This window comes from Anaerobacillus arseniciselenatis, assembly GCF_001865995.1.
Lineage (GTDB): Bacteria > Bacillota > Bacilli > Bacillales > Anaerobacillaceae > Anaerobacillus > Anaerobacillus arseniciselenatis.
Map to the genome: position 1 here is coordinate 230,524 of NZ_MLQQ01000040.1, position 19,169 is coordinate 249,692.

Here is a 19,169-nt window from a genome sequence, read left to right on the forward strand (position 1 = left end):
TAGCTCGTCACTCGGCACACTTTACTATCCAGGCAACGATTTTTCACTCGCAATGCGAAGAACTATTTGTACAAAGGAAACTACTTTTAGAATACCAAATTGTACAAATATTTCAATTACTTTTATGTAAAATTTTCGACTCAATTTTCTAATTTTCAACTTCAAAAAGGGTTGAAAGGGTAAGAAAAACTTAGAACTGAACACCCTAAGCTTTTCTTACGTTTTTCTATTTAAATAATAAATCGGCTCCAGCAATACCTGGCGCTGTCATTTCATTTGCATCTAAAATTACGTTTAACTCTTCTTCAGATAAAATTCCCTTTTCAATACAAATTTCTCGTACTGAGCGTTTCGTTTGAATCGCTTCTTTTGCAACACGCGCTGCTACTTCATAGCCTACGTGAGGGTTGATCGCCGTAATAATTCCAACACTTTGCTCCACCATTTCACGGCAATGCTCAATATTTGCGGTAATACCATCAATTGCATATTCACGGAACACTTTCATGCCATTTTGAAGGATAGAAAGTGACTGAAGTAAATTAAAAACTAAAACAGGTTCCATTACATTTAACTCTAACTGACCCGCTTCTGAAGCTAGTGAAATAGTATGATCATTTCCAATCACTTGAAATGAAATTTGATTCACAACTTCACACATAACAGGATTTACTTTACCTGGCATAATCGAAGAACCTGCTTGCCTCGGTGGTAAGTTAATTTCATTTAAGCCTGTTCGTGGTCCTGAACTCATTAATCTTAAATCATTCGCTGTTTTTGATAAGTTAATCGCCAAAATTTTTAAAGCACTAGATAACTCAGTGTACGCATCTGTATTTTGTGTTGCATCGACTAAATCGTCTGCACTTTTAAACGGTAATCCTGTATGCTCTCCTAAATATTTAGCAACAAGAGTAATATATTCAGGTAAGGCATTTAAACCTGTTCCGACAGCTGTCGCTCCCATATTTATCTCATATAAATGATCAACTGAATTTTTAATTCTTTTTAAATCGCGAGACAACACTCTTTTGTATGCGCCAAACTCTTGACCAAGGCGAATCGGTACAGCATCTTGTAAGTGGGTACGTCCCATTTTTATAACTTGATCGAATTCTTTTTCTTTTTCTTCCATCGCCAAAATTAAGTCATCTAACGAACTTGTTAAGCCTTTTGCCAAGTGCAAGCAGGCAAGGTGTATCGCGGTCGGAAACGTGTCATTTGTTGATTGAGCCATATTTACATGGGTGTTTGGACTGACGACCATATAGTCACCTTTCGTTCCCCCAAGAATTTCAATCGCACGATTAGCAATTACTTCGTTAGCATTCATGTTAAAAGAGGTGCCAGCACCACCTTGGATTGAATCGACGACAAAATGTTCTGTTAGCTTTCCATCGATCACTTCATCACTAGCCCGAACGATTGCATCGGCAATTTTTTTGTTCAAAACTCCTACATCACGATTGGCCATTGCTGCCGCTTTTTTCACATATCCGAAAGCTCGAATCAACTCTTTATGTGGCGGATAGCCAGTAATCGGAAAGTTTTCAATTGCCCTTGCGGTTTGGATCCCGTAATAAGCATCTTGCGGTATTTCTTTTTCTCCCATTAAATCTCGTTCAATGCGAACATCTGACATTTGTTTGGACCTCCATCTCTCTAAAACCATTTTATCTATTTTTATTATATACAACATCTTTATTTATAAATTGAATAGCGGAAAATGTCAAAGTAATTTAATTTAATTTAAAGTTGCGAGCTAATCCAAACTCGTAAGTCATTTTATTTTCATACAAAACCCTCATGGCGGCATGCTTTCGCCACCATCTAACGTGAAAATTCGAGCGAGGTTGGTCCGAGTAAACTAGCCACTAACCAACAAACCAACTATTCACATACAAAAAGAGGCTATTGGAATTAGCCCCTAGATTTACGTATTTTTTTAAAGTGTTGTTATTAATTGTTCGTAAGTTGTTAATCCATTGAGTAAGTGTTGTTGGACTTGCCAGAGATCTGCTTCTGAATTTGAAGAGATGAAATTTTGAAGCGAATCATAAGCACCAATCAATGCACTTTGAAATGCTGAAGCTAGTGGTTGTTGGACTTCATTATTGGAAAACGCATCACCAAGTACTAAAAATTCGTCATGAATTGCTTTTAAATCAGAGAGCATTTCCTCTGTATATAACGAGCCTCCGTTTGCAAAACCGTTCACCGATAAAAGTGTGATTTGCTGATACAGATCAACTCCCGTTTGTAAAAACGATGCTTGGCCATCATTTTCTACAACACCGTTTGCGGACACTGCGTATGGTTTTAAATAAACTTCTTGTCCATTTGCATCATATATGTTACCAATGACTCTTGCTTGTTCACGGTCTAACCCAAGTCCGATAAATAAGTAAACACGGTCACTCGTTTCTGCTAATGTAGCGGCAAACCCATTTTCTTTAATGACTTGAGCAGTTTCATCACCTGTTTCTACTTGAGAAAAAGCTCCCCCTTGAACCACTTCAACTCCTAAAACCGGAATTTCGCCTTTCATAGCCACTGTCGGTACTTCATTGGACACTGGGGCTTGTACAGGGTTAGTAGCAGGTGTTGACGTTTCGTTCGTTTCCCCAGTAAAAATCGTTAACATCATAAAACCAAAACTTACACCGACGATAATCGCTGACATGACGATACCAATAAGTCCTAATGGCAAAGCTTTTAAATTCAAGTTAAACTCAAATCTCTTTTTCTTCTTCCTCTTTATGTGCGGAAGCTTTGGAGAACGTTCGCTTTTACCATCATCCCAGTATGGCGCTTCAAGCTTACTTTTATCACGACGCCGTTCTCCTAAATCAACGACCTTAGGTGAAGATTGCTTTTGTGTATTATCAGAAAGCAGCCACGGAAATTCGTCATGCTCGTCCTTTTCTTGTGTTGCAGAAATTTCTTCTGTTGCAGTAATCTCTTGATTTAACACCTCTTCATAAGCCTGCTTATCCTTCTCTAACTCTTCATACGTTTTCTCTTTTCCGTTTAGCACAATTGAAATTCGCCGGTCATTCTTCTTAATATTGTCCATCTACTGCCAGCTCCTTTCTATTTTTCAATTTATTATATTCTATTAATTTCGATTGATAGATAGAACTAGAAATTTCTTTTATTAATTTATAATTTACAATTTAAAATTATTTTGTGGGTGGTCGTGGTGGTTTTTTAGTTTTGAATGTTGAGTCTTTGGTGGGTAGTTCAGTGGTGTTAGTGTTGAGTTTTGAGTTTTGAGTTTTGAGTTTTGAGTTGCGTTGTTGGTAGTTCAATGGTGTTTTTTTTAGTTATTAAGTGGGTGGTTCTTGAATTATTTTTGCAGATTTTAGTTTACATTAATTTATAATAATTTGTGGTTGTAGGACTGATTAAATGATTTTGCTTATATCAGTAGTAAAACTCTATTAATATAAATGTATCATAGATAAGGAGAAAAAGAACAAGACATTTGTCGGTTTGTTCTTATGAAAAAAGAGCACGAATATAAAATCCGTACTCTAATGAGTTCTTCTAATAGATTACTTATATTTTCACAATTCTTTTAATGATTGTAAAGTGGATTTTCTCTTTCGCGAGGTGCTGGATGAATAACTTTCGGTAATTCATCTTTTAATTGTGGTAGATGTGGGTAGTAGTAGGCGCTGACAGTGACTAAAAACTCGAGAATATCAGTTTCGTCATCAATCATCACTCTTTCATCTGTACCAATAAATGAGATAGAATCAATCCCGATAATCCGTGGAAGGCGATCGATTTCTGATAAAAATTGAAACAGCTCTTCATATGAGTTTGCGCGAACTGAGAAGTTTACCGTTATTTGTTTTAAACTAGCACTATCTTCAGCCGCTTCCCCAGTATTCTCATCGCCCTCTTCAGTTTCAATGAACACCGCATCACGATTTTGGTCAATATCGATTGATAATATATACGTATTCGAAAGTGCTTCTACTCGTTGAAAATCTAATAAAAGTTGATCGACGAGAGGCTCAACTGGAAGCTTTCGTTGTAAGTAAGTCGTTTCCTCTTCGACTTCTTCTTCATCATCAAAACTTCTTTCTTCTAAAAGCTGTAACATTTGTTTTTCTGTTTTGAGTTGATTTTCTGCATTCGTTCGTTCATTAAACTTTGGAGAAACTGTATAAACATAGCCGCCACTCAATAACATCATAACAATGATAACACCAACAATGAGGGTGACTATTGCTTTTTTCGTAAAAGAGATGTTCATTTAGTCTTCCTCCTTTACGGAAAATGCTGAACGGTCAACAACGAGTTCAAAATTGGCAACGTATCGTGGTAAAAAATCATTTTCTCGTTCTTCAACGAGTTCAATCGTCTCTGTATTGACACTATATAAGCTCACCGACGAAATAAGGGGCGATTCGTTTAAAGCAAAGTGATAGGCTGCTACTGAACTTATTTGATCAAAGTACACTTGAAAAGAAACTGTGTCAGGATGGTTGAAATCAAAATTATTAAAATAGCCGTATTCCGGTAGTAAATAAACGAGCTCTCTTAAAAGCTCAGAAGATGGAATAACACTGGTCTCTGTTCTTTCAACCAACTCTTTTAAATATTCATAATGAGAAATTGGCTGTTCATCCAACATTTGTTGGAGTGTTGCTATTTGTTCCGTAACTGTTTGGCGTTCGGCATCAATTTGTTCAATATCATTTTGAACGCTATCATGAACAAATTTAAGAGAAGCAACACCAATAAGAAGTATGCTTATAATAATTGCTACAATAAGGTAATATGTAACGTCTTTTTTACGTTTTTCGGTAAGTAAATTAATTTCAACTAACATCGTAAACCTCTTTTTTTAAGGCAAGTCCAACTACTTCGTGAAAACGAATTGGCACTTGCTCACCATTGATCGTTTCGACATCTTTATCATGAAGCATCTCAACAGAAATATCAAATGTTTGTTTGCAGCTAGTAGCGACTTTTTCTAAGTACGGATAATCACCCGTTAAAAGCATTTTAGTAATGCCTAGGTTTCCTTGATGAACGGTTGAGCGATAAAAGTTCATGATCCGCTCTAATTCTGTGATTATATCTTGAACTTGTCCATTAATTTCTGCTTCAGTACCTTGCCAAACGCTTCCTTCTGAAGCTTCATTAATTAATTTCCATTGATCTTCGTCAATTGAAAGCTTAATGTTACGCATAAAAATCGGTTTCTGGTCGTGGAAAATCGTAATGTTCATTTTTAATATATCTAGTTGCACGAACAAAAAATGATCTGACTTGTTATCACGATCAAGTTCGTGAAAAAGTCGGTAATATGATAATGCTGAGATGTCGGCAGCATTCGGTTTGAGTTTTGCTGTTTCTAGTAGATCGGAAAATTGTTGCACCATATTTTCAGGTGCAGCAATTAGCAAAATATCACGCTGACCATCGCGTTCACCTAGGTCATGGACGTCTAACGCTGGCTCGTCAAAAGGTAAATGAATTGATGCACCGATGACTGTATATAAGTACCCTTTAAGCTCGTCTTTTTTGACGGTAAGTGGTACTTGTTCTTTACGTAGTACTGTATAATCATTCGGGACAATGAATTGAACGTGATGCTTTTTTATGCCCCATTCATGAACACATTGCTGTAAAATGGCTTCTAACGTATCTGGCTCTAAAATCTTTCCATCACGAACAACCCCTTGTGGCAAGTACCTTTCGCCAAAGGAGTGAATAGCTGTTAATTCAGGACGTTTCGCATGGACGAAGCGAATGACATGATCCTTGATTATAATTGCTGTTCGCGCTTGTTTTTTACTTGGAAATAGTGCCATAGTGTTCACCACGATTCTTTTTTCTAATTTAAAATGGACAATTTATAATTTATAATTTAAAATTTAAAATTTAAAATTAAAATGGGACGCAAGAGAGTTGATTTAATGCTAAAGAGTCTACCACGCATTTATAGTGGTACACATACTAATGTGACAAAGTAATGTCACTATCTATACTTTAAAAGCTGTCACTTTCAATTTTAACAAACCTAACCAACCAACCAACCAACTACCCAACAAAAAACAAACTCCAATACCAATTTAAAATTTCAGTTTCAAAAAAGTAAACTAGTAATGTAGCCATAACAATGTATGGACCGAATGGAATTGGTTTGCCGCGTTGCATTTTTTTTGTTGCTAATCCAATTATACCAATAATAGACCCAATTAAGGTAGAGAGAAAAAATGCGAGTAAGACGCCTTGCCATCCTAACACAATTCCAATGACAGCAAAAAGTTTAATATCGCCACCACCCATGCCCCCTTTACTAATGACGGCAATCGCTAATAGGAGAATAAAACCGATCGCAGCACCTAATAAAGGATCCCACCAAACTTCAAGTGGTGCAATTGTATAGCGGAGGATTAGTAGTATTGGTGCAAAGAAAAGCAGTACTTTATCTGGAATAATCATGTAATGAATGTCCGAAATGAAAACGATAACGAGTAATGAGATAAAAACCAAAGCAACAATCGTTTCCCATTGGAAGCCGAAATGATAGAAAGCATACACAAATAAGCCACCAGTCGCAGCTTCAAAAAATGGGTATATAGGCGAGATTTTCGTCCCACAGCCTTTGCATTTTCCTTTTTGGAAAAGATACGAAAAAACCGGGACCAACTCCAGCGTCGATAAGGTTCTTCTACAATTAGGACAATGCGAGCGTGGCCGAACAATTGACTCATTTTTCGGCACCCGCAAACCGACAACGTTGAAAAAAGACCCTAGGATTAGGCCTAGGGTGAGGGTGTAGAGGTAAATGTATATCATAAGTATTGCCTCATTCTTTAAATAATTTCTTATTAATCTCTATCAAAAGTTACGTTCCCAGCAGAACCCGAGGCAGTTCCTTCACTATACTCTATGGTAACTTCAGGAACATTGTCTTCAAAAGTAACTGACCACTCCGGAACTGTTGAATCCCAAGGGTCATTTAGGTCGCTTTCAATAAACTCTGCAATTGCCTTCCCCTCATCAGTATCATCAACATAAGTACCATTTGGAACATTATTAGAAGCAGCATACAATCTGGATGCACTCAACAACATTTCAGCATTTGCAACAGCTGCATTTTCTCTGCTTTTTTCGATGATACCAGCAATACTTGGCACCGCAATTGCGGCTATTATTCCCAAAATAACTACTACAGCGAGTAGTTCAATCAACGTCAAACCTTTTTGGTTTTTTAATCTTTTTAATAAAAGTTGTCTCATTTTTTGTTTCTCCTCCTAAAAATTTACTATAAACATATGAATGCTACTGTCTTACAATATAACGTTACTGATCTTAAATCATTACAAAACCCTCTTGACGATTTGTCGTCACCATCTAGAGTGAAAAAGGCGGACGATTTCACTCACTTCGCTGTGACCTTCTGACGAATCTCAGAGGCTCGTTCACGAAATCATCCGCCTTTTCTCATACAAATAATGGCAATAAAAAGACCAAATCGCTGTTCATAGATTGAGTTATAAACAAAATTTGGTCGGTTGCACTACTTGCTCCTGATCATCTAAGTGCCCACGTACAGATGAACGATCATAACATCCATTATTTGGTTTTGTCTTAAAGTGCGTGTTCAAAAAGGAGGATGATCAGAGCCGAGGAGGTCGAGGCGGCGAAGCTTCGAGCAGCGGAATGTATGCTATTAATACATGAGCAATGTTTCCGTGCGACGAGTAACCGCAGGAGCAGCACAGAAGCAAGCCAACGATGAGATTCGACAGCTATGATTACCGGACTTTTTGAACTCCCTCTTAAACGTTTAAAAAAATTATTAACACTATTGTATTATTAAATATAAAAATGTTCTAGTACTTTTATGATAAAAATATGAAATTTTTAAGATTTCTTTAAGACTTTTTACCCAACGGCATCAAAAATTTCGAACATCGGCATGGCAATGGCTGCGACGATAATACCGACGATGCCGGCAAGGACGACAATCATCAGAGGTTCGATTAATGATTTAATTCGTTCGGTGGCCGTGTCTACTTCTGTTTCGTAAAATTCAGCGACTTTATCTAGCATCGTATCTAAATTACCCGTTCTTTCACCGACGTAAACCATTTGTGTCACTAACGGTGGAAAAATCCAATGGGCTTCCATCGGCCCTGCAATTGATTCACCTTTTTCGAGTGAAGTACGTGACTGGCGAATGACCCTAGCAACAACTTCATTCCCAACGATCGTTTCGACGATCGAGATCGCTTGTAAAATCGGAACTGATGAAGAAAATAACGAACTTAACGTTCGAGTCATTCTCGCAAGAGCTGCTTTTTGGAGCATTGTTCCGAAAACCGGTATTTTTAAAATGAAATAATCAAAATAATATTTGTACTGAAGATTGTCTTGGATCAATTTATAACCAATAACCTTCGCGATCACAAAGACAACGAGTAACCACCAAAACGACTTAAAAACATCTCCAGCTGAAAGCACCATTTGCGTAATCAGCGGTAGCTCGGCATCGAAGGAACGAAACATATCCGCAAACGTCGGCACGACAAATGATAATAAGAAAACGACAACAACGACGGAAATCGCGCCGATCACAGCTGGATACATAAGTGCTGAAATCACTTTTTGCCGTGTTTGATATTGTTTTTCGTAGTAATCGGCAAGACGTTCTAATATTTCGTCTAAGTTACCGCCAGCTTCACCGGCTTTTACCATGTTCGTAAACAGTGGCGGGAAAATTTTTCGATTTTTTTCAGCGGCCTCTGAAAACGGATTACCGGCACGAAGTTCTTCTTCAATCGCTTTTAAGGCACTTTGCAGCTGTTTTGAGCTTGTCTGATCTCCTAATATTGCCGTTGCATCAACGACAGATATACCTGCTTTTAAAAGCGTTGAAAACTGCCGTAAATAAATAACGAAATGCTGCGGCTTAACTCCACTACCGATGGAAATATCTTTATAAAGGATGCCTGTTAATTCTTCCATTTTACGAACGTGGATCCCCTCGGCTTTTAGTTTTTCACGGGCTTCTCGCTCTGTAAAACTTTTTAAACGTCCTTCGACAAGCATTCCGTATTTATCTCTACCTCGATATTTAAAATAAGCCATTACGAATTCAACTCACTTACGTACGGACGAGCAACCTCTTCTAAAATACGCTTTTGTTCTAAAAGCTCTTTGATCGACATTTCTAACGTATGCATCCTAGATGCTTTGCTCGTTTGCATAACACTATGGATTTGATGGATTTTTTCGTTACGTATAAGATTCTTAATCGCTGAATTGTTAATTAAAATTTCCGTTGCTGCAGCTCGTCCTTTTTTATCTGCGGTCGGTAAAAGGCGCTGTGAGCAAATTGCAGCTAACACAGAAGCAAGCTGAATTCTCACTTGCGGCTGCTGATTCGGGGGAAAGACGTCAATAATTCGATCGATCGTTGCTGGCGCATCTGTTGTATGTAACGTTCCTAAGACGAGGTGCCCAGTTTCAGCAGCAGTTATCGCTGTTGAAATCGTTTCTAAATCACGCATTTCTCCGACTAAAATGACATCAGGATCTTGGCGCAGGCAAGCCCGTAGTCCGTTGGCAAAGTTCTGTGTATCAAAACCAACTTCACGTTGATCTATAATACAAAGACGATGTTTATGCAAATATTCAATCGGATCTTCTAATGTAATAATATGCTTTCGATACGTAGAATTCATATGGTCGATCATTGCAGCTAATGTCGTTGACTTACCACTTCCGGTAGGTCCGGTAACGAGAACAAGCCCTTGTGGCTTTTTCGCGACCTCTTTTAAAACGTTTGGCATTTTTAACTGCTCAAGCGTCGGGATCGATGTTGGAACGACGCGGATCGCCATACTAATGCATGAGCGTTGAAAAAAAGCGTTAACACGGAAGCGTGATACTCCAATTAACCCGTAAGAAAAATCGAGCTCCCCTTTTTTTAAAAACGACTTCCAAAGCGTTTCAGAAATAATTGCTTTTGCCATTCCTTCTGTATCATCCGGCAATAACTTCTCTTTGCCGTATTGCTTTAACTCCCCATTAATCCGCATGACAGGAGGAACTCCAACTGTTAAATGTAAATCAGATGCACCGTATTCAAAGGCTGCTTTTAATAATGCTTCTAACTTTTGTTTCATTTTTTCGTCCCTCCTAATCATCAATGGCAACACGTAAAATTTCTTCTACTGTCGTTAAACCTTGTTTTACTTTCAATAATCCATCGTCAATGAGAAAAATCATTCCATTTTCCATAGCATAATCACGGATCGCTGAAGTTGATTGATTGTTCATCATCATTTGGCGAATATCATCGTCAACAACGAGAATTTCTTGGATCGCTACACGCCCTTTATAACCAGTCGTATTACAAACGCCGCACCCTTTACCGCGATACGTTTTGCCAACTTTCATACCACGACGTACAAATAAGTTTTTTTCCATTTCTGTAGGCTCATACTCCTCACAACATTCACGGCATATTTTTCGGACGAGGCGTTGCGCAACAATTCCTGAAAGTGACGATACAACTAAAAACGGTTCGATCCCCATATCAATCAGTCTTGGAATCGTCGCAATCGCGCTATTCGTATGCAACGTGCTTAAAACTAAGTGCCCAGTTAAAGAGGCCCGGATCGCAATTTCGGCGGTTTCTGTATCACGTATTTCTCCGACCATGACAATGTTCGGGTCCTGGCGGAGAATGGAGCGTAACCCAGTTGCAAACGTTAAACCGACATTTGAATTCACTTGCACTTGGTTAATGCCTTCAATTTGATACTCGACAGGATCTTCTACCGTAATAATATTTACTTCATCACTATTTAAGTGATTGAGAGCTGCATAAAGTGTTGATGATTTCCCTGACCCCGTCGGACCAGTAATTAAAATAATTCCCGATGGCCGTTTAATTAAATTTAAAAAATGTTCGTAATTAATTTTATTAAAGCCAAGCTGAGATAACTTGTTTAGGGCATTCCCTAAATCTAAAATACGGATCACTATTTTTTCCCCGTAAACGGTCGGTAACGTTGAAATACGTAAATCAACCGACGTAAAATCTAGGGTCACTTTAATACGACCGTCTTGCGGAAGTCGAGTTTCAGTAATATTTAAGTTCGCCATAATTTTCACACGTGCTATTAAGACATTTTGTAATGACTTCGGTAATGCTCGCTCGGTTTTTAAAACACCGTCTACACGGTAGCGTACAAGAACTTTCTTTTCTTGCGGATCAATATGAATGTCACTCGCCTTTTGTTGCAACCCTGTTAATAAAATTTGATTGACGAGGCGTATTGCCGGAGCATCGTCCTCACCTGTAGCACGATCAGTAATATCTCCTTCAAGGTCATCGGACAAAATTTCTTTCATAGATTCGTCTAAAGAATAATGTTTATTAATCGCCTGCAAAATTTCTTCTTTGGAAGCGATGACTTGCTTGATTTGAAAACCTGTTGACATTCTTAAATCATCGACCGCGATGTAATCCATTGGATCCGCCATCGCAATGAGTAGTTCATCACCGTTCTTTTTTAAAGGGATTAAAATATTTCTTCTAGCCACTTCTTTAGGAACCGTGTTCATTAACGTTGTATCAATCGGATAACGATGTAAAGAGATGTGTGGAATCCCGAGTTGAAATTCTAACACTTCGATCAATTGCTGTTCAGTTATATAGCCACGTTCAAGTAGAGCATCGCCTAGTTTTTGACCTCTTTTCTTGTGTTTTAACGTTTCTACTAGCTGCTGTTGTTTCAATATCCCTGCTTCAACGAGTAGATCGCCTAACCGTTTTCGTTGTTGTGCCATATAAATACCCCGTTTATTAATTAAAATTAATTGAGTGAATTTCATAATTACCTTAATTAAGCCATATCAAACAATATGAAGTTGTGAGCGGTTTAACGAAACTACATCTAGGTACTTAATGGCGATAATATTGAATTATGAAATTCATTAAAACAGCTTAACTTTTTTAATATCCTTTCGTTGGTTCTTCAAACATTTGATCGTCATCATCGCTAATGTCATCCTCACTGTCACCAGGGCCTTGACCAAGTTGTGAAGTTTCGGCCTCACCGTTATCCACAACTTCCGAACCGCCATTTTCACCATTCCCATCGGTGATCGATGATGCATTTTCCTCATCACCAATTGTCCCTTCATTTCCTAATGGGGGATTTTCCGTTGGTCGATCTTGTAAACTCCAAAGCTCAATACTATGAACAGGAGGATAAAAGTCTTCAAATAATCGTTGTTCATTTATGAGTTGACTGTTTTCTATACTTCTTTGTTGGCGGTATACTTCAACAAAATAGCCATTTTCACCATTGTTGATTACTTGACGGTAACCACTTCTTTTCTCATTAGAAAAACGAACAATATTTCGCGATTCAATCTCTCGTTCGTTTTTCGTCACAGCAGAAAATAAGTAAGGGAAAGCGATACCTTCTAACGTAACTGTAAGTTGCCCCGCCTCATAAGCGAGAAATAATGTATACGGATAATAATTAATATTTTCAACAATTAAATCAGCAAAATCAGGTTTTACAATGGCATCAAATCCTAACTTAGCATAAGGTGGTAAGTTCTTACCGATATGGCGTTCTCGTATTAAAAAATTCGTTTGTAAAAATGCTTCGTAAAGTGCTGTCGCTAACACATTTAACGATTCACCTTCAACAACGACTGCCCCCTTTCCTTGCATTTGTTGTAAAAGTGAAAAAGTCTCTCGAGCGTCAATAACGATGCCATTTAAGTTGTTCGCCCATTGCTCAAGCAAAAGTGTACTTTCAATATTGGAAATGACGGTATGAGCAACTTGATCAGTTTCATGCTGCTGAGCTACATATTCATTTAAATCTATGTACAGAGAAGTAGTCGAAAGAGTAGCTGCATGACTTTTGACAAGCTCTTGTACTGCTTCAACTCGAACTTCATCATTAGGGATTTCATAAGAAAAGCTCTCAACAGCTTCAGTAATCACAGCTTCTGGGATTGAATTGTATAACATAGTGCTTCCTGCATCTAACATTTGTAAACTTTCGGAAACGAAAAATTGTACATGAGTTGCTGGAACTTCAACCAGTTCGTCAAAATAAACAAACTTATAATTCGTACTGTTTACCCATTTTTCAATTTCCCCTTCTAGTTTTTCCTCGGCTTCCTCTATCGTTAAGCCACTCATTGGTACTGAACCGACAAACGTACCTTCAGGAAAATAATTATCTTTCGGGAAATACGTTTCAATCGCCTTCCCACCACCAAAGGAGAATAAAGCTATAAATGTTGTACAAAAAAAAATGATTAAAAATGCTCTGAAAAATAGCCGAACATTATTCACGCTTTTTCTCCTTTCTTTATTTAAAGCTTCCGACATTAATATCGGCATACTATAAATCTTTTTCTAGCTGCTCAAAAAGCTTCGTTCTTTTCTTGAGAACAGATTCCTTTTGTGATTGTTTATCTTCAGCTGGATTTTGTTTTTGTTTATGTTCAGTTTTCATGTCAACTTTTTGATCGGGCATTAAACTTTCTTGCTCATCATCTTTTTTAACTTCTTCAATTTCATCGATCAAACCACGGTCATCTATAATGAGTTCCGCTTCTTCAACGATTTCATCATCATCTTTGTGATCGTCTTCTTCGATACTTAACTTTCGTGAACTAGCTTCGTAAATATTAGCAAGATCATCTTGATCAGAAAAATCTCCAAGGTCATATAGTTCAATTTCATCCGAAGTAGATAAGTCATCTGAACTTTCTTGTGGGGTGATTTCATCGTTATTTTGTGAAAGATGCACCTCGTTCTTCTCGATTGTTTCATCTTTATTCATAGTTCGAGGCTTTGATTCTATTTCGTGTTCAATTAAAAATTGCTCAATTGCATCTTCAATTTCGTTGGTGAGTTCTGTTTCGTTTTGATCAAAATTTGTGACATTAGTTACACTCACTTTTAAGGCTTCACTATTTAACACATTTTCTTCATTCGAAAATAAAACATCAACTACGACCTCATCGTCTCCCGCACCTTCACAGCTAAGTTTAGTGCCCACATCTTGTTCTTCCAACTTTTGCTTTTCGGCTTTTAAAATTGCATCTATGCTCGCTTGATCGAGCCTTCCGAAAACAGCTTGTTCTCCTACTGCCTCTTTTGACGGTTTCACTTCTACTACCGGAGGATTAACAGAACTATCTTCTGCTTTCCCAGCGTTTTTCGAGGGTGGCGGAGTTTTGGAAATTTGCGATTTCGAAAACTCTCGTTGCTTAGAAATTACAAAAGAAAAAAATAGTAGTAAAAACGTAAAAGCAGTTATTGCAATATAAAACGGATAAAACGCATGAAGTAAATTCGTTAATACAAAAATCAATAAAGAAATAAACACAATTTTAATTAATATTTTTGTACTTAATTTTAATGGTGACACAACGAGTAAAGTCCACAGCAGCACAGCTGCAAGAATTGCTAAAATATATTCAATCACCGATGAATCACCCTTTACGATAGCACTATGTCTTATTACCTATAATAGTAATACATTTTGAAACTGATTAATATTAAAATATATGGCGGCATTTTAAAAATTTTTATATTAAAACTTAATAGCTATAATTATAATTTGTTTCAGGTGTTAATAGTTCCCAATCCCATTCAGGATAAAGAGTTATCATGTCTCGATCACCAATCGAAACACCACTGCAGTTTGCTTCGAAATCTTCGGAGGAGGTGTTAACTAGATTTGGCCTATTAGTAGTATTAGCAAAGATATTTGCACCGGAAACGTTATTCCCATTTATCTCTAAGTGGCCTTCTACACATATTCTTGAACTATTATCAACTGTCACATTGTTCATCGTTGCATCCCCACCAGTATAAACCGTACTATTATTGTTAAAAGAAATGTTATTGCCTTCAAAATCAGCATTTTGGCCAACATATATGATTGAATTACTCGCATTTTGAATGTTCCCAGAAAAAGTCGCTGAACCCAATATTTCTATAATGGAATTAAAAAGACTATTCATATTACTATCGATCGTCGCATCTTCTTCAACATGCAGTTGTAAATTCGTTGTTCTGTTCATATTTTTTGTCGTAAATTCTCCCTCGACATAAATGAGTGAATTTGTAAAACGGTTTGTATTACTCTCTAATAAAAATGACTCAGTTACATGCAATGTAGAACCATTTAGTGTATAATTTCCTCTAGGAATTTCTATAGTTCCATTATAAGAACAATTCGTATCATCCTCATCAGTACAAGTTGGTAATCCTGTCGGTTTTGAAATTAAACTCCCATCAAAAGTTCCATCTCCTGGTGTCGTACCGTTTCCACCACCATTACTTCCATCTTCATCTCCAATGTTGATGTTAATAAAGGCATCTATAGGAATATTAATAGTAGTTTCCAACCCAACGATCTTTATATTATTACTTCCTTTACTAACAAAATTAAATTTCAACCCATTTTGATCCTTTGTAACTGTAACATTATCACTTTCAATATCAAAATAATGCTGCAATTGTTCGTTTACATGCATTGGTCTTGTAGTCAAAGTTGGAATATCGACTGTTACTTTCCAAACATCAGCAATAATCCCTCTCAAAGTAGATATCTTTTCTTCATCCGTTAAAGTATCAAAATCGTCGACCTTATCTATCTCCTTCTGAATTAAATCAGCAGTAAAAGGATCTTCTAAAACACTCTCAATAGCATCTAATATCAATGTATGATAATGTACAACACCCATCTCTGCTAACGTAGTAGCTTGAACATTATCTTCGGACATATTAATTTGACGATAAGAGGTTAGAGCATTGCCAGCTAACATGATAAATAATAATGAAAAAATTGTAATCATAATTAACACTAAAACAAGTGCATAACCTTTTTGATTATTGTGTTTTTTCATTAATTATCACCCTCTAATTTTAGAAATAATCGTTTCTACTTCAACTTGGGAATTGATATTTTCTCGATCAGTAATAACAATTTTTATAGGTAAATCAATTCTATTAGGAAATACTTCTATATAATGTTTTTCATCAGAAAGATAAGAAAAAATATAATCATCTTCATTGTCTACTTCTTGTAATTCCAATCCACCGCTTGTGTATAGTGAGTAAAAATATTTTGTATTCGAAAAAGTACTAACCATTCCCGGACTCTCAATTGTAATTTTCGTCCCATTTGGATTATTATCGATAATGATCGTGTAATTTTCGGGGGCTGTTTGATGAATTCTCGTCAATGACGTAATAAATAAATTCGCTTCCTGTTGCATAAATGAAGTGTTTTTTAAACGATCCGAATAATTTAACCCTTGGAATAATACTGCCCAAATAACTGTTATAACAATTGAAAAAATGGCCATTGCTAGCAATAATTCTACTAATGTCATCCCTTTATCTGTTTTTAGCATATTAGTTGCCACCATTCCTATAAACAATATAGCCATATAGCTTTGTTAGTTCACGGCTGTCATCATCCTGTACAACAGTTGCCTCAACTTTATACAGTTTGCGTACATCACTTAACTCTGGCTCTTTATTTATTTTAATTGAAATTAATAATCCTTGCCTTTTAGTTAATAAAAGATAATAATTTTCATCTACATCGATATCCTCTATTAAATTTAGCGAAATGTAGTAAGGGTTATTTTGATCATAAATATTAGTAGGCTGTGGATTCGTATTCAAATTATTAATAAACTTGGGACCAAAATCATTTTGAACAATCACAAGTTGTTGCTTTGCTACATTCACAGCTCTCATTTTTTCATCAGTTATTTGATTAAATGTTCCTATTTGAGGAAAAAAAGTTAAAAACGCGATAAAAACAATTGTTAAAATAGAAAAGGCAAGTAGCACCTCTAATAATGTTAATCCATTATGATTTTTAAGATATTTTTCCACGTTTCAACACCATACCTTTTCTTTTAAGAAGCCAGTCGCTATCGTTTATAATCTTATTTTCCTATAAAATAATAAATAATTCTATCGTTTGTGATAAAAATGTTTTCTCTTATCACGTTACGATATGCTTTCTTATGATAAAAAGGAACTGGGATAACAATTCCCAATTCCTTTTCCATTTAATTACGCTATTTAATACCCCTTGCCACCACTGTCATGTTCCGCACTTTGACGTCCGTGCACTTCAATGCTAGCTACAGGAAGATAAACATCATAAGAGATCCACTCTTTCTCCGAGTGACCACTCGCCTTTTGACGAACACGATGGACAGTAATTTCTTGGCCATATTGACCTTGTTGTTTAATTGTCGTCCCTACAACCTTGTCATCGGATTCAACGATTTTTTCGTAATCGATTGTTTCGCGATTCGATAGTTCGATGCTATACGTATCTTCAAACGGTATTCCTGTTAATGTCGCTTTTAATGCATGTTCTTCAATTTCAAAGCTTAAAACGTAAGAAGTTGCATTCGGATTGTAAATCTTTAAATCCTTTTCCCTATCAACTCTTGCTTCTAAACCTAACTCGCTATACGGTGGAAGGGTCGAACTAATATGTCTTTCTTTAATCTCAATATTTGTTTCCAACATTAGCTGATAAATAGCGGTTGCAATGACACTGTACACTTGATCATTAATGGAATCATTTCGGTTTACTCTTAAAACCTCAGCAAAGGAGAATTGTTGTTTCGGCTTTAATTGAAAATCGTCAAAGAATAGTACCGCTTTAATTAGCCTATTCGTTTTAAATACGTTCGCAAGTTCTACAGTAGAGATGATTTTTTCTTCTTCCTCTAAATAGTCATGAACATTAATAATTAAACGCCCTATTTGCAACGTTTGCCCGTATGTACGTAGGTCTTCATGAAGTGACGCCCAGTCTAAGTTGACTAGTTCTTTTTCTCGAGTTAATTCGTGAATAACGTTTGATACGTAATCGTCGTTAACATATACTCGTAAAGGCCAGCTAGTGCTATTGCTTTTGTTATTTAATGTTTCTTCAATATCAAAGAAAAATAGCTCTGCACTACTAACATTGACTTCTCGATCTTTATAATAAAAAGAAACTATCGTCGTATCTTTCCATTTGGTTACTTCAGTTTCTAGCTTTTCCATCGCAATACTTTTCGGAAGTTCGCTTATAGAAATGCCTGAAACAGTAACACCTTTTTTTATGTCTTGTTTAAAAGAATCAAAAGTATAAGATATACCGTAAACAAAGACGATTAGAAATAAAGTACTAATCGTCAATGTCATAAAAGGGAATATTGCCTTATTTAAATATTTGGAAGCCATTTAAAGTGCCTCCTTATTTTATTCTTCTACATTCATTGATAATTCGACCATTCCAGATGGACCGTCATTGTGAACAGCTAAAATAAGATCTTTCGTTAGCTCTGTTCCGTTTTTAATAAGAAGTTCCCCTGATTTATTGTAAATATCAGAAGTAACCTTCTTTCCTTCTAAAAGGGTGATTTGTCGCTCTAAAAATGCTTGAGAAATATCTTCTTCCTCTTCTTTTTCAACTGCAACTTCTTCTGTGGCATCTTCTACGGAAGGGATCTTTTCTTCTTCAATTTTCTTTCCGTTAAAAAGTTCCTCAATATTGTTTAAAAAATATTCATTGGCATCTTCATTTACAATTAAAATATCTTTACCAAATGTGTGTACATGCTCGCTTGCAAGAACTACTTCTTCGTCTTTAGCTACGTTTAACTGTAATGCGATAATGCTCCCATTGTCTTCGTTAATGAAGTACTCATCGACTTTACCTAGTAACTGACCTTTTTTACTCATAATACGAGCGCCATTTATTTTAATGTTTTTAGTCACTAAAGTATTAGCAATAGGAATCTCTGTCAAATCAATAATATTCGTTTCGCTTTCAATCGTAACCGCAAAGTCGCCGACACCGATTACTTTTTTAAACGGTACTGCCTTTACGCTAATTTGCCAATCCTCATGATGAACAGTTATAAAATCAATGGTACCGTGTTCAGGATTTACAACTAATGACTTTACTGTTCCTAATTCTTTCCCATCATTGATACTAATGATCGGTAACCCAACTATTTGTTTACTCGTCTTCATTCGTTTCACCACACCTATACGTATTCTTTATTTCAATTTTCCTGACAAAATTATTCACTATATTATTTTACCATGA

General features: G+C 36.4%; 19 protein-coding genes and 1 riboswitch. Of the genes, 1 reads left to right on the forward strand and 18 read right to left on the reverse strand.

Annotation, left to right across the window (positions count from 1 at the left end):
* Nucleotides 1–226: 226 nt before the first annotated feature.
* The 7 genes from aspA to BKP35_RS14350 all read right to left on the reverse strand — a co-directional run bounded on the left by aspA (nt 227) and on the right by BKP35_RS14350 (nt 7,268).
* Entirely contained in the window at nt 227–1,642 is a 1,416-nt protein-coding gene (aspA, locus tag BKP35_RS14320) for an aspartate ammonia-lyase (RefSeq protein WP_071314035.1), read from the reverse strand.
* A 303-nt stretch (nt 1,643–1,945) separates the two neighbouring features.
* Nucleotides 1,946–3,076 (reverse strand): hypothetical protein, encoded by a 1,131-nt coding sequence (locus BKP35_RS14325; protein WP_071314036.1) that lies wholly within the window; start codon nt 3,074–3,076, stop codon nt 1,946–1,948.
* Nucleotides 3,077–3,580: 504 nt separating this feature from the next.
* A complete protein-coding gene (locus BKP35_RS14330) occupies nt 3,581–4,267 on the reverse strand; it encodes a hypothetical protein (protein WP_071314037.1) in 687 nt (228 codons plus the stop codon).
* Nucleotides 4,268–4,846 carry a PilN domain-containing protein gene (locus BKP35_RS14335; RefSeq protein WP_071314038.1) on the reverse strand — a complete coding sequence of 193 codons (579 nt, stop codon included), beginning with the start codon at nt 4,844–4,846 and terminating at the stop codon, nt 4,268–4,270.
* Nucleotides 4,836–5,834 (reverse strand): type IV pilus biogenesis protein PilM, encoded by a 999-nt coding sequence (pilM, locus tag BKP35_RS14340; RefSeq protein ID WP_071314039.1) that lies wholly within the window; start codon nt 5,832–5,834, stop codon nt 4,836–4,838. The genes BKP35_RS14335 and pilM overlap by 11 nt, the downstream gene beginning before the upstream one ends.
* A 229-nt stretch (nt 5,835–6,063) precedes the next feature.
* A complete protein-coding gene (locus tag BKP35_RS14345) occupies nt 6,064–6,825 on the reverse strand; it encodes a prepilin peptidase (RefSeq protein ID WP_071314040.1) in 762 nt (253 codons plus the stop codon).
* 32 nt (nt 6,826–6,857) lie between these two features.
* The gene (locus tag BKP35_RS14350) at nt 6,858–7,268 is read right to left on the reverse strand and encodes a type IV pilin protein (protein ID WP_071314041.1); all 411 of its coding nucleotides are present in this window, start codon (nt 7,266–7,268) and stop codon (nt 6,858–6,860) included.
* Nucleotides 7,269–7,529: 261 nt separating this feature from the next.
* Nucleotides 7,530–7,613: riboswitch (cyclic di-GMP riboswitch) on the reverse strand.
* A 32-nt stretch (nt 7,614–7,645) separates the two neighbouring features.
* On the opposite strand from BKP35_RS14350, the gene BKP35_RS20140 reads away from it, so the two are divergent.
* On the forward strand, nt 7,646–7,771 hold the full coding sequence (locus BKP35_RS20140; protein ID WP_281244250.1) for a hypothetical protein: 126 nt from the start codon (nt 7,646–7,648) through the stop codon (nt 7,769–7,771).
* 146 nt (nt 7,772–7,917) lie between these two features.
* Here BKP35_RS20140 and BKP35_RS14355 read toward each other — a convergent pair whose 3' ends face one another.
* The 11 genes from BKP35_RS14355 to BKP35_RS14400 all read right to left on the reverse strand — a co-directional run bounded on the left by BKP35_RS14355 (nt 7,918) and on the right by BKP35_RS14400 (nt 19,093).
* Nucleotides 7,918–9,123 carry a type II secretion system F family protein gene (locus BKP35_RS14355; RefSeq protein WP_071314042.1) on the reverse strand — a complete coding sequence of 402 codons (1,206 nt, stop codon included), beginning with the start codon at nt 9,121–9,123 and terminating at the stop codon, nt 7,918–7,920.
* Complete coding sequence (locus tag BKP35_RS14360; RefSeq protein ID WP_071314043.1) at nt 9,123–10,163, reverse strand: type IV pilus twitching motility protein PilT; 1,041 nt, start codon at nt 10,161–10,163, stop codon at nt 9,123–9,125. The genes BKP35_RS14355 and BKP35_RS14360 overlap by 1 nt, the downstream gene beginning before the upstream one ends.
* Nucleotides 10,164–10,176: 13 nt before the next feature.
* Nucleotides 10,177–11,835, reverse strand: coding sequence for a GspE/PulE family protein (locus BKP35_RS14365; protein ID WP_071314044.1), 1,659 nt, complete (start codon nt 11,833–11,835; stop codon nt 10,177–10,179).
* A 166-nt stretch (nt 11,836–12,001) separates the two neighbouring features.
* Nucleotides 12,002–13,369: a VanW family protein gene (locus BKP35_RS14370; protein WP_169819237.1), complete on the reverse strand. Its 1,368-nt coding sequence runs from the start codon at nt 13,367–13,369 to the stop codon at nt 12,002–12,004.
* A gap of 49 nt (nt 13,370–13,418) precedes the next feature.
* Nucleotides 13,419–14,510, reverse strand: coding sequence for a pro-sigmaK processing inhibitor BofA family protein (locus BKP35_RS14375; protein ID WP_071314046.1), 1,092 nt, complete (start codon nt 14,508–14,510; stop codon nt 13,419–13,421).
* Nucleotides 14,511–14,625: 115 nt separating this feature from the next.
* Entirely contained in the window at nt 14,626–15,939 is a 1,314-nt protein-coding gene (locus BKP35_RS14380) for a type IV pilus modification PilV family protein (protein WP_071314047.1), read from the reverse strand.
* 6 nt (nt 15,940–15,945) lie between these two features.
* Complete coding sequence (locus tag BKP35_RS14385; RefSeq protein WP_071314048.1) at nt 15,946–16,449, reverse strand: PulJ/GspJ family protein; 504 nt, start codon at nt 16,447–16,449, stop codon at nt 15,946–15,948.
* Between the two features lies 1 nt (nt 16,450).
* Nucleotides 16,451–16,942: a PulJ/GspJ family protein gene (locus BKP35_RS14390; RefSeq protein WP_071314049.1), complete on the reverse strand. Its 492-nt coding sequence runs from the start codon at nt 16,940–16,942 to the stop codon at nt 16,451–16,453.
* 53 nt (nt 16,943–16,995) lie between these two features.
* Entirely contained in the window at nt 16,996–17,121 is a 126-nt protein-coding gene (locus BKP35_RS20145) for a hypothetical protein (protein ID WP_281244252.1), read from the reverse strand.
* Between the two features lie 13 nt (nt 17,122–17,134).
* Complete coding sequence (locus tag BKP35_RS14395) at nt 17,135–18,298, reverse strand: VanW family protein (RefSeq protein WP_071314050.1); 1,164 nt, start codon at nt 18,296–18,298, stop codon at nt 17,135–17,137.
* Between the two features lie 18 nt (nt 18,299–18,316).
* Entirely contained in the window at nt 18,317–19,093 is a 777-nt protein-coding gene (locus tag BKP35_RS14400) for a PRC-barrel domain-containing protein (protein ID WP_071314051.1), read from the reverse strand.
* Between the last annotated feature and the right edge of the window lie 76 nt (nt 19,094–19,169).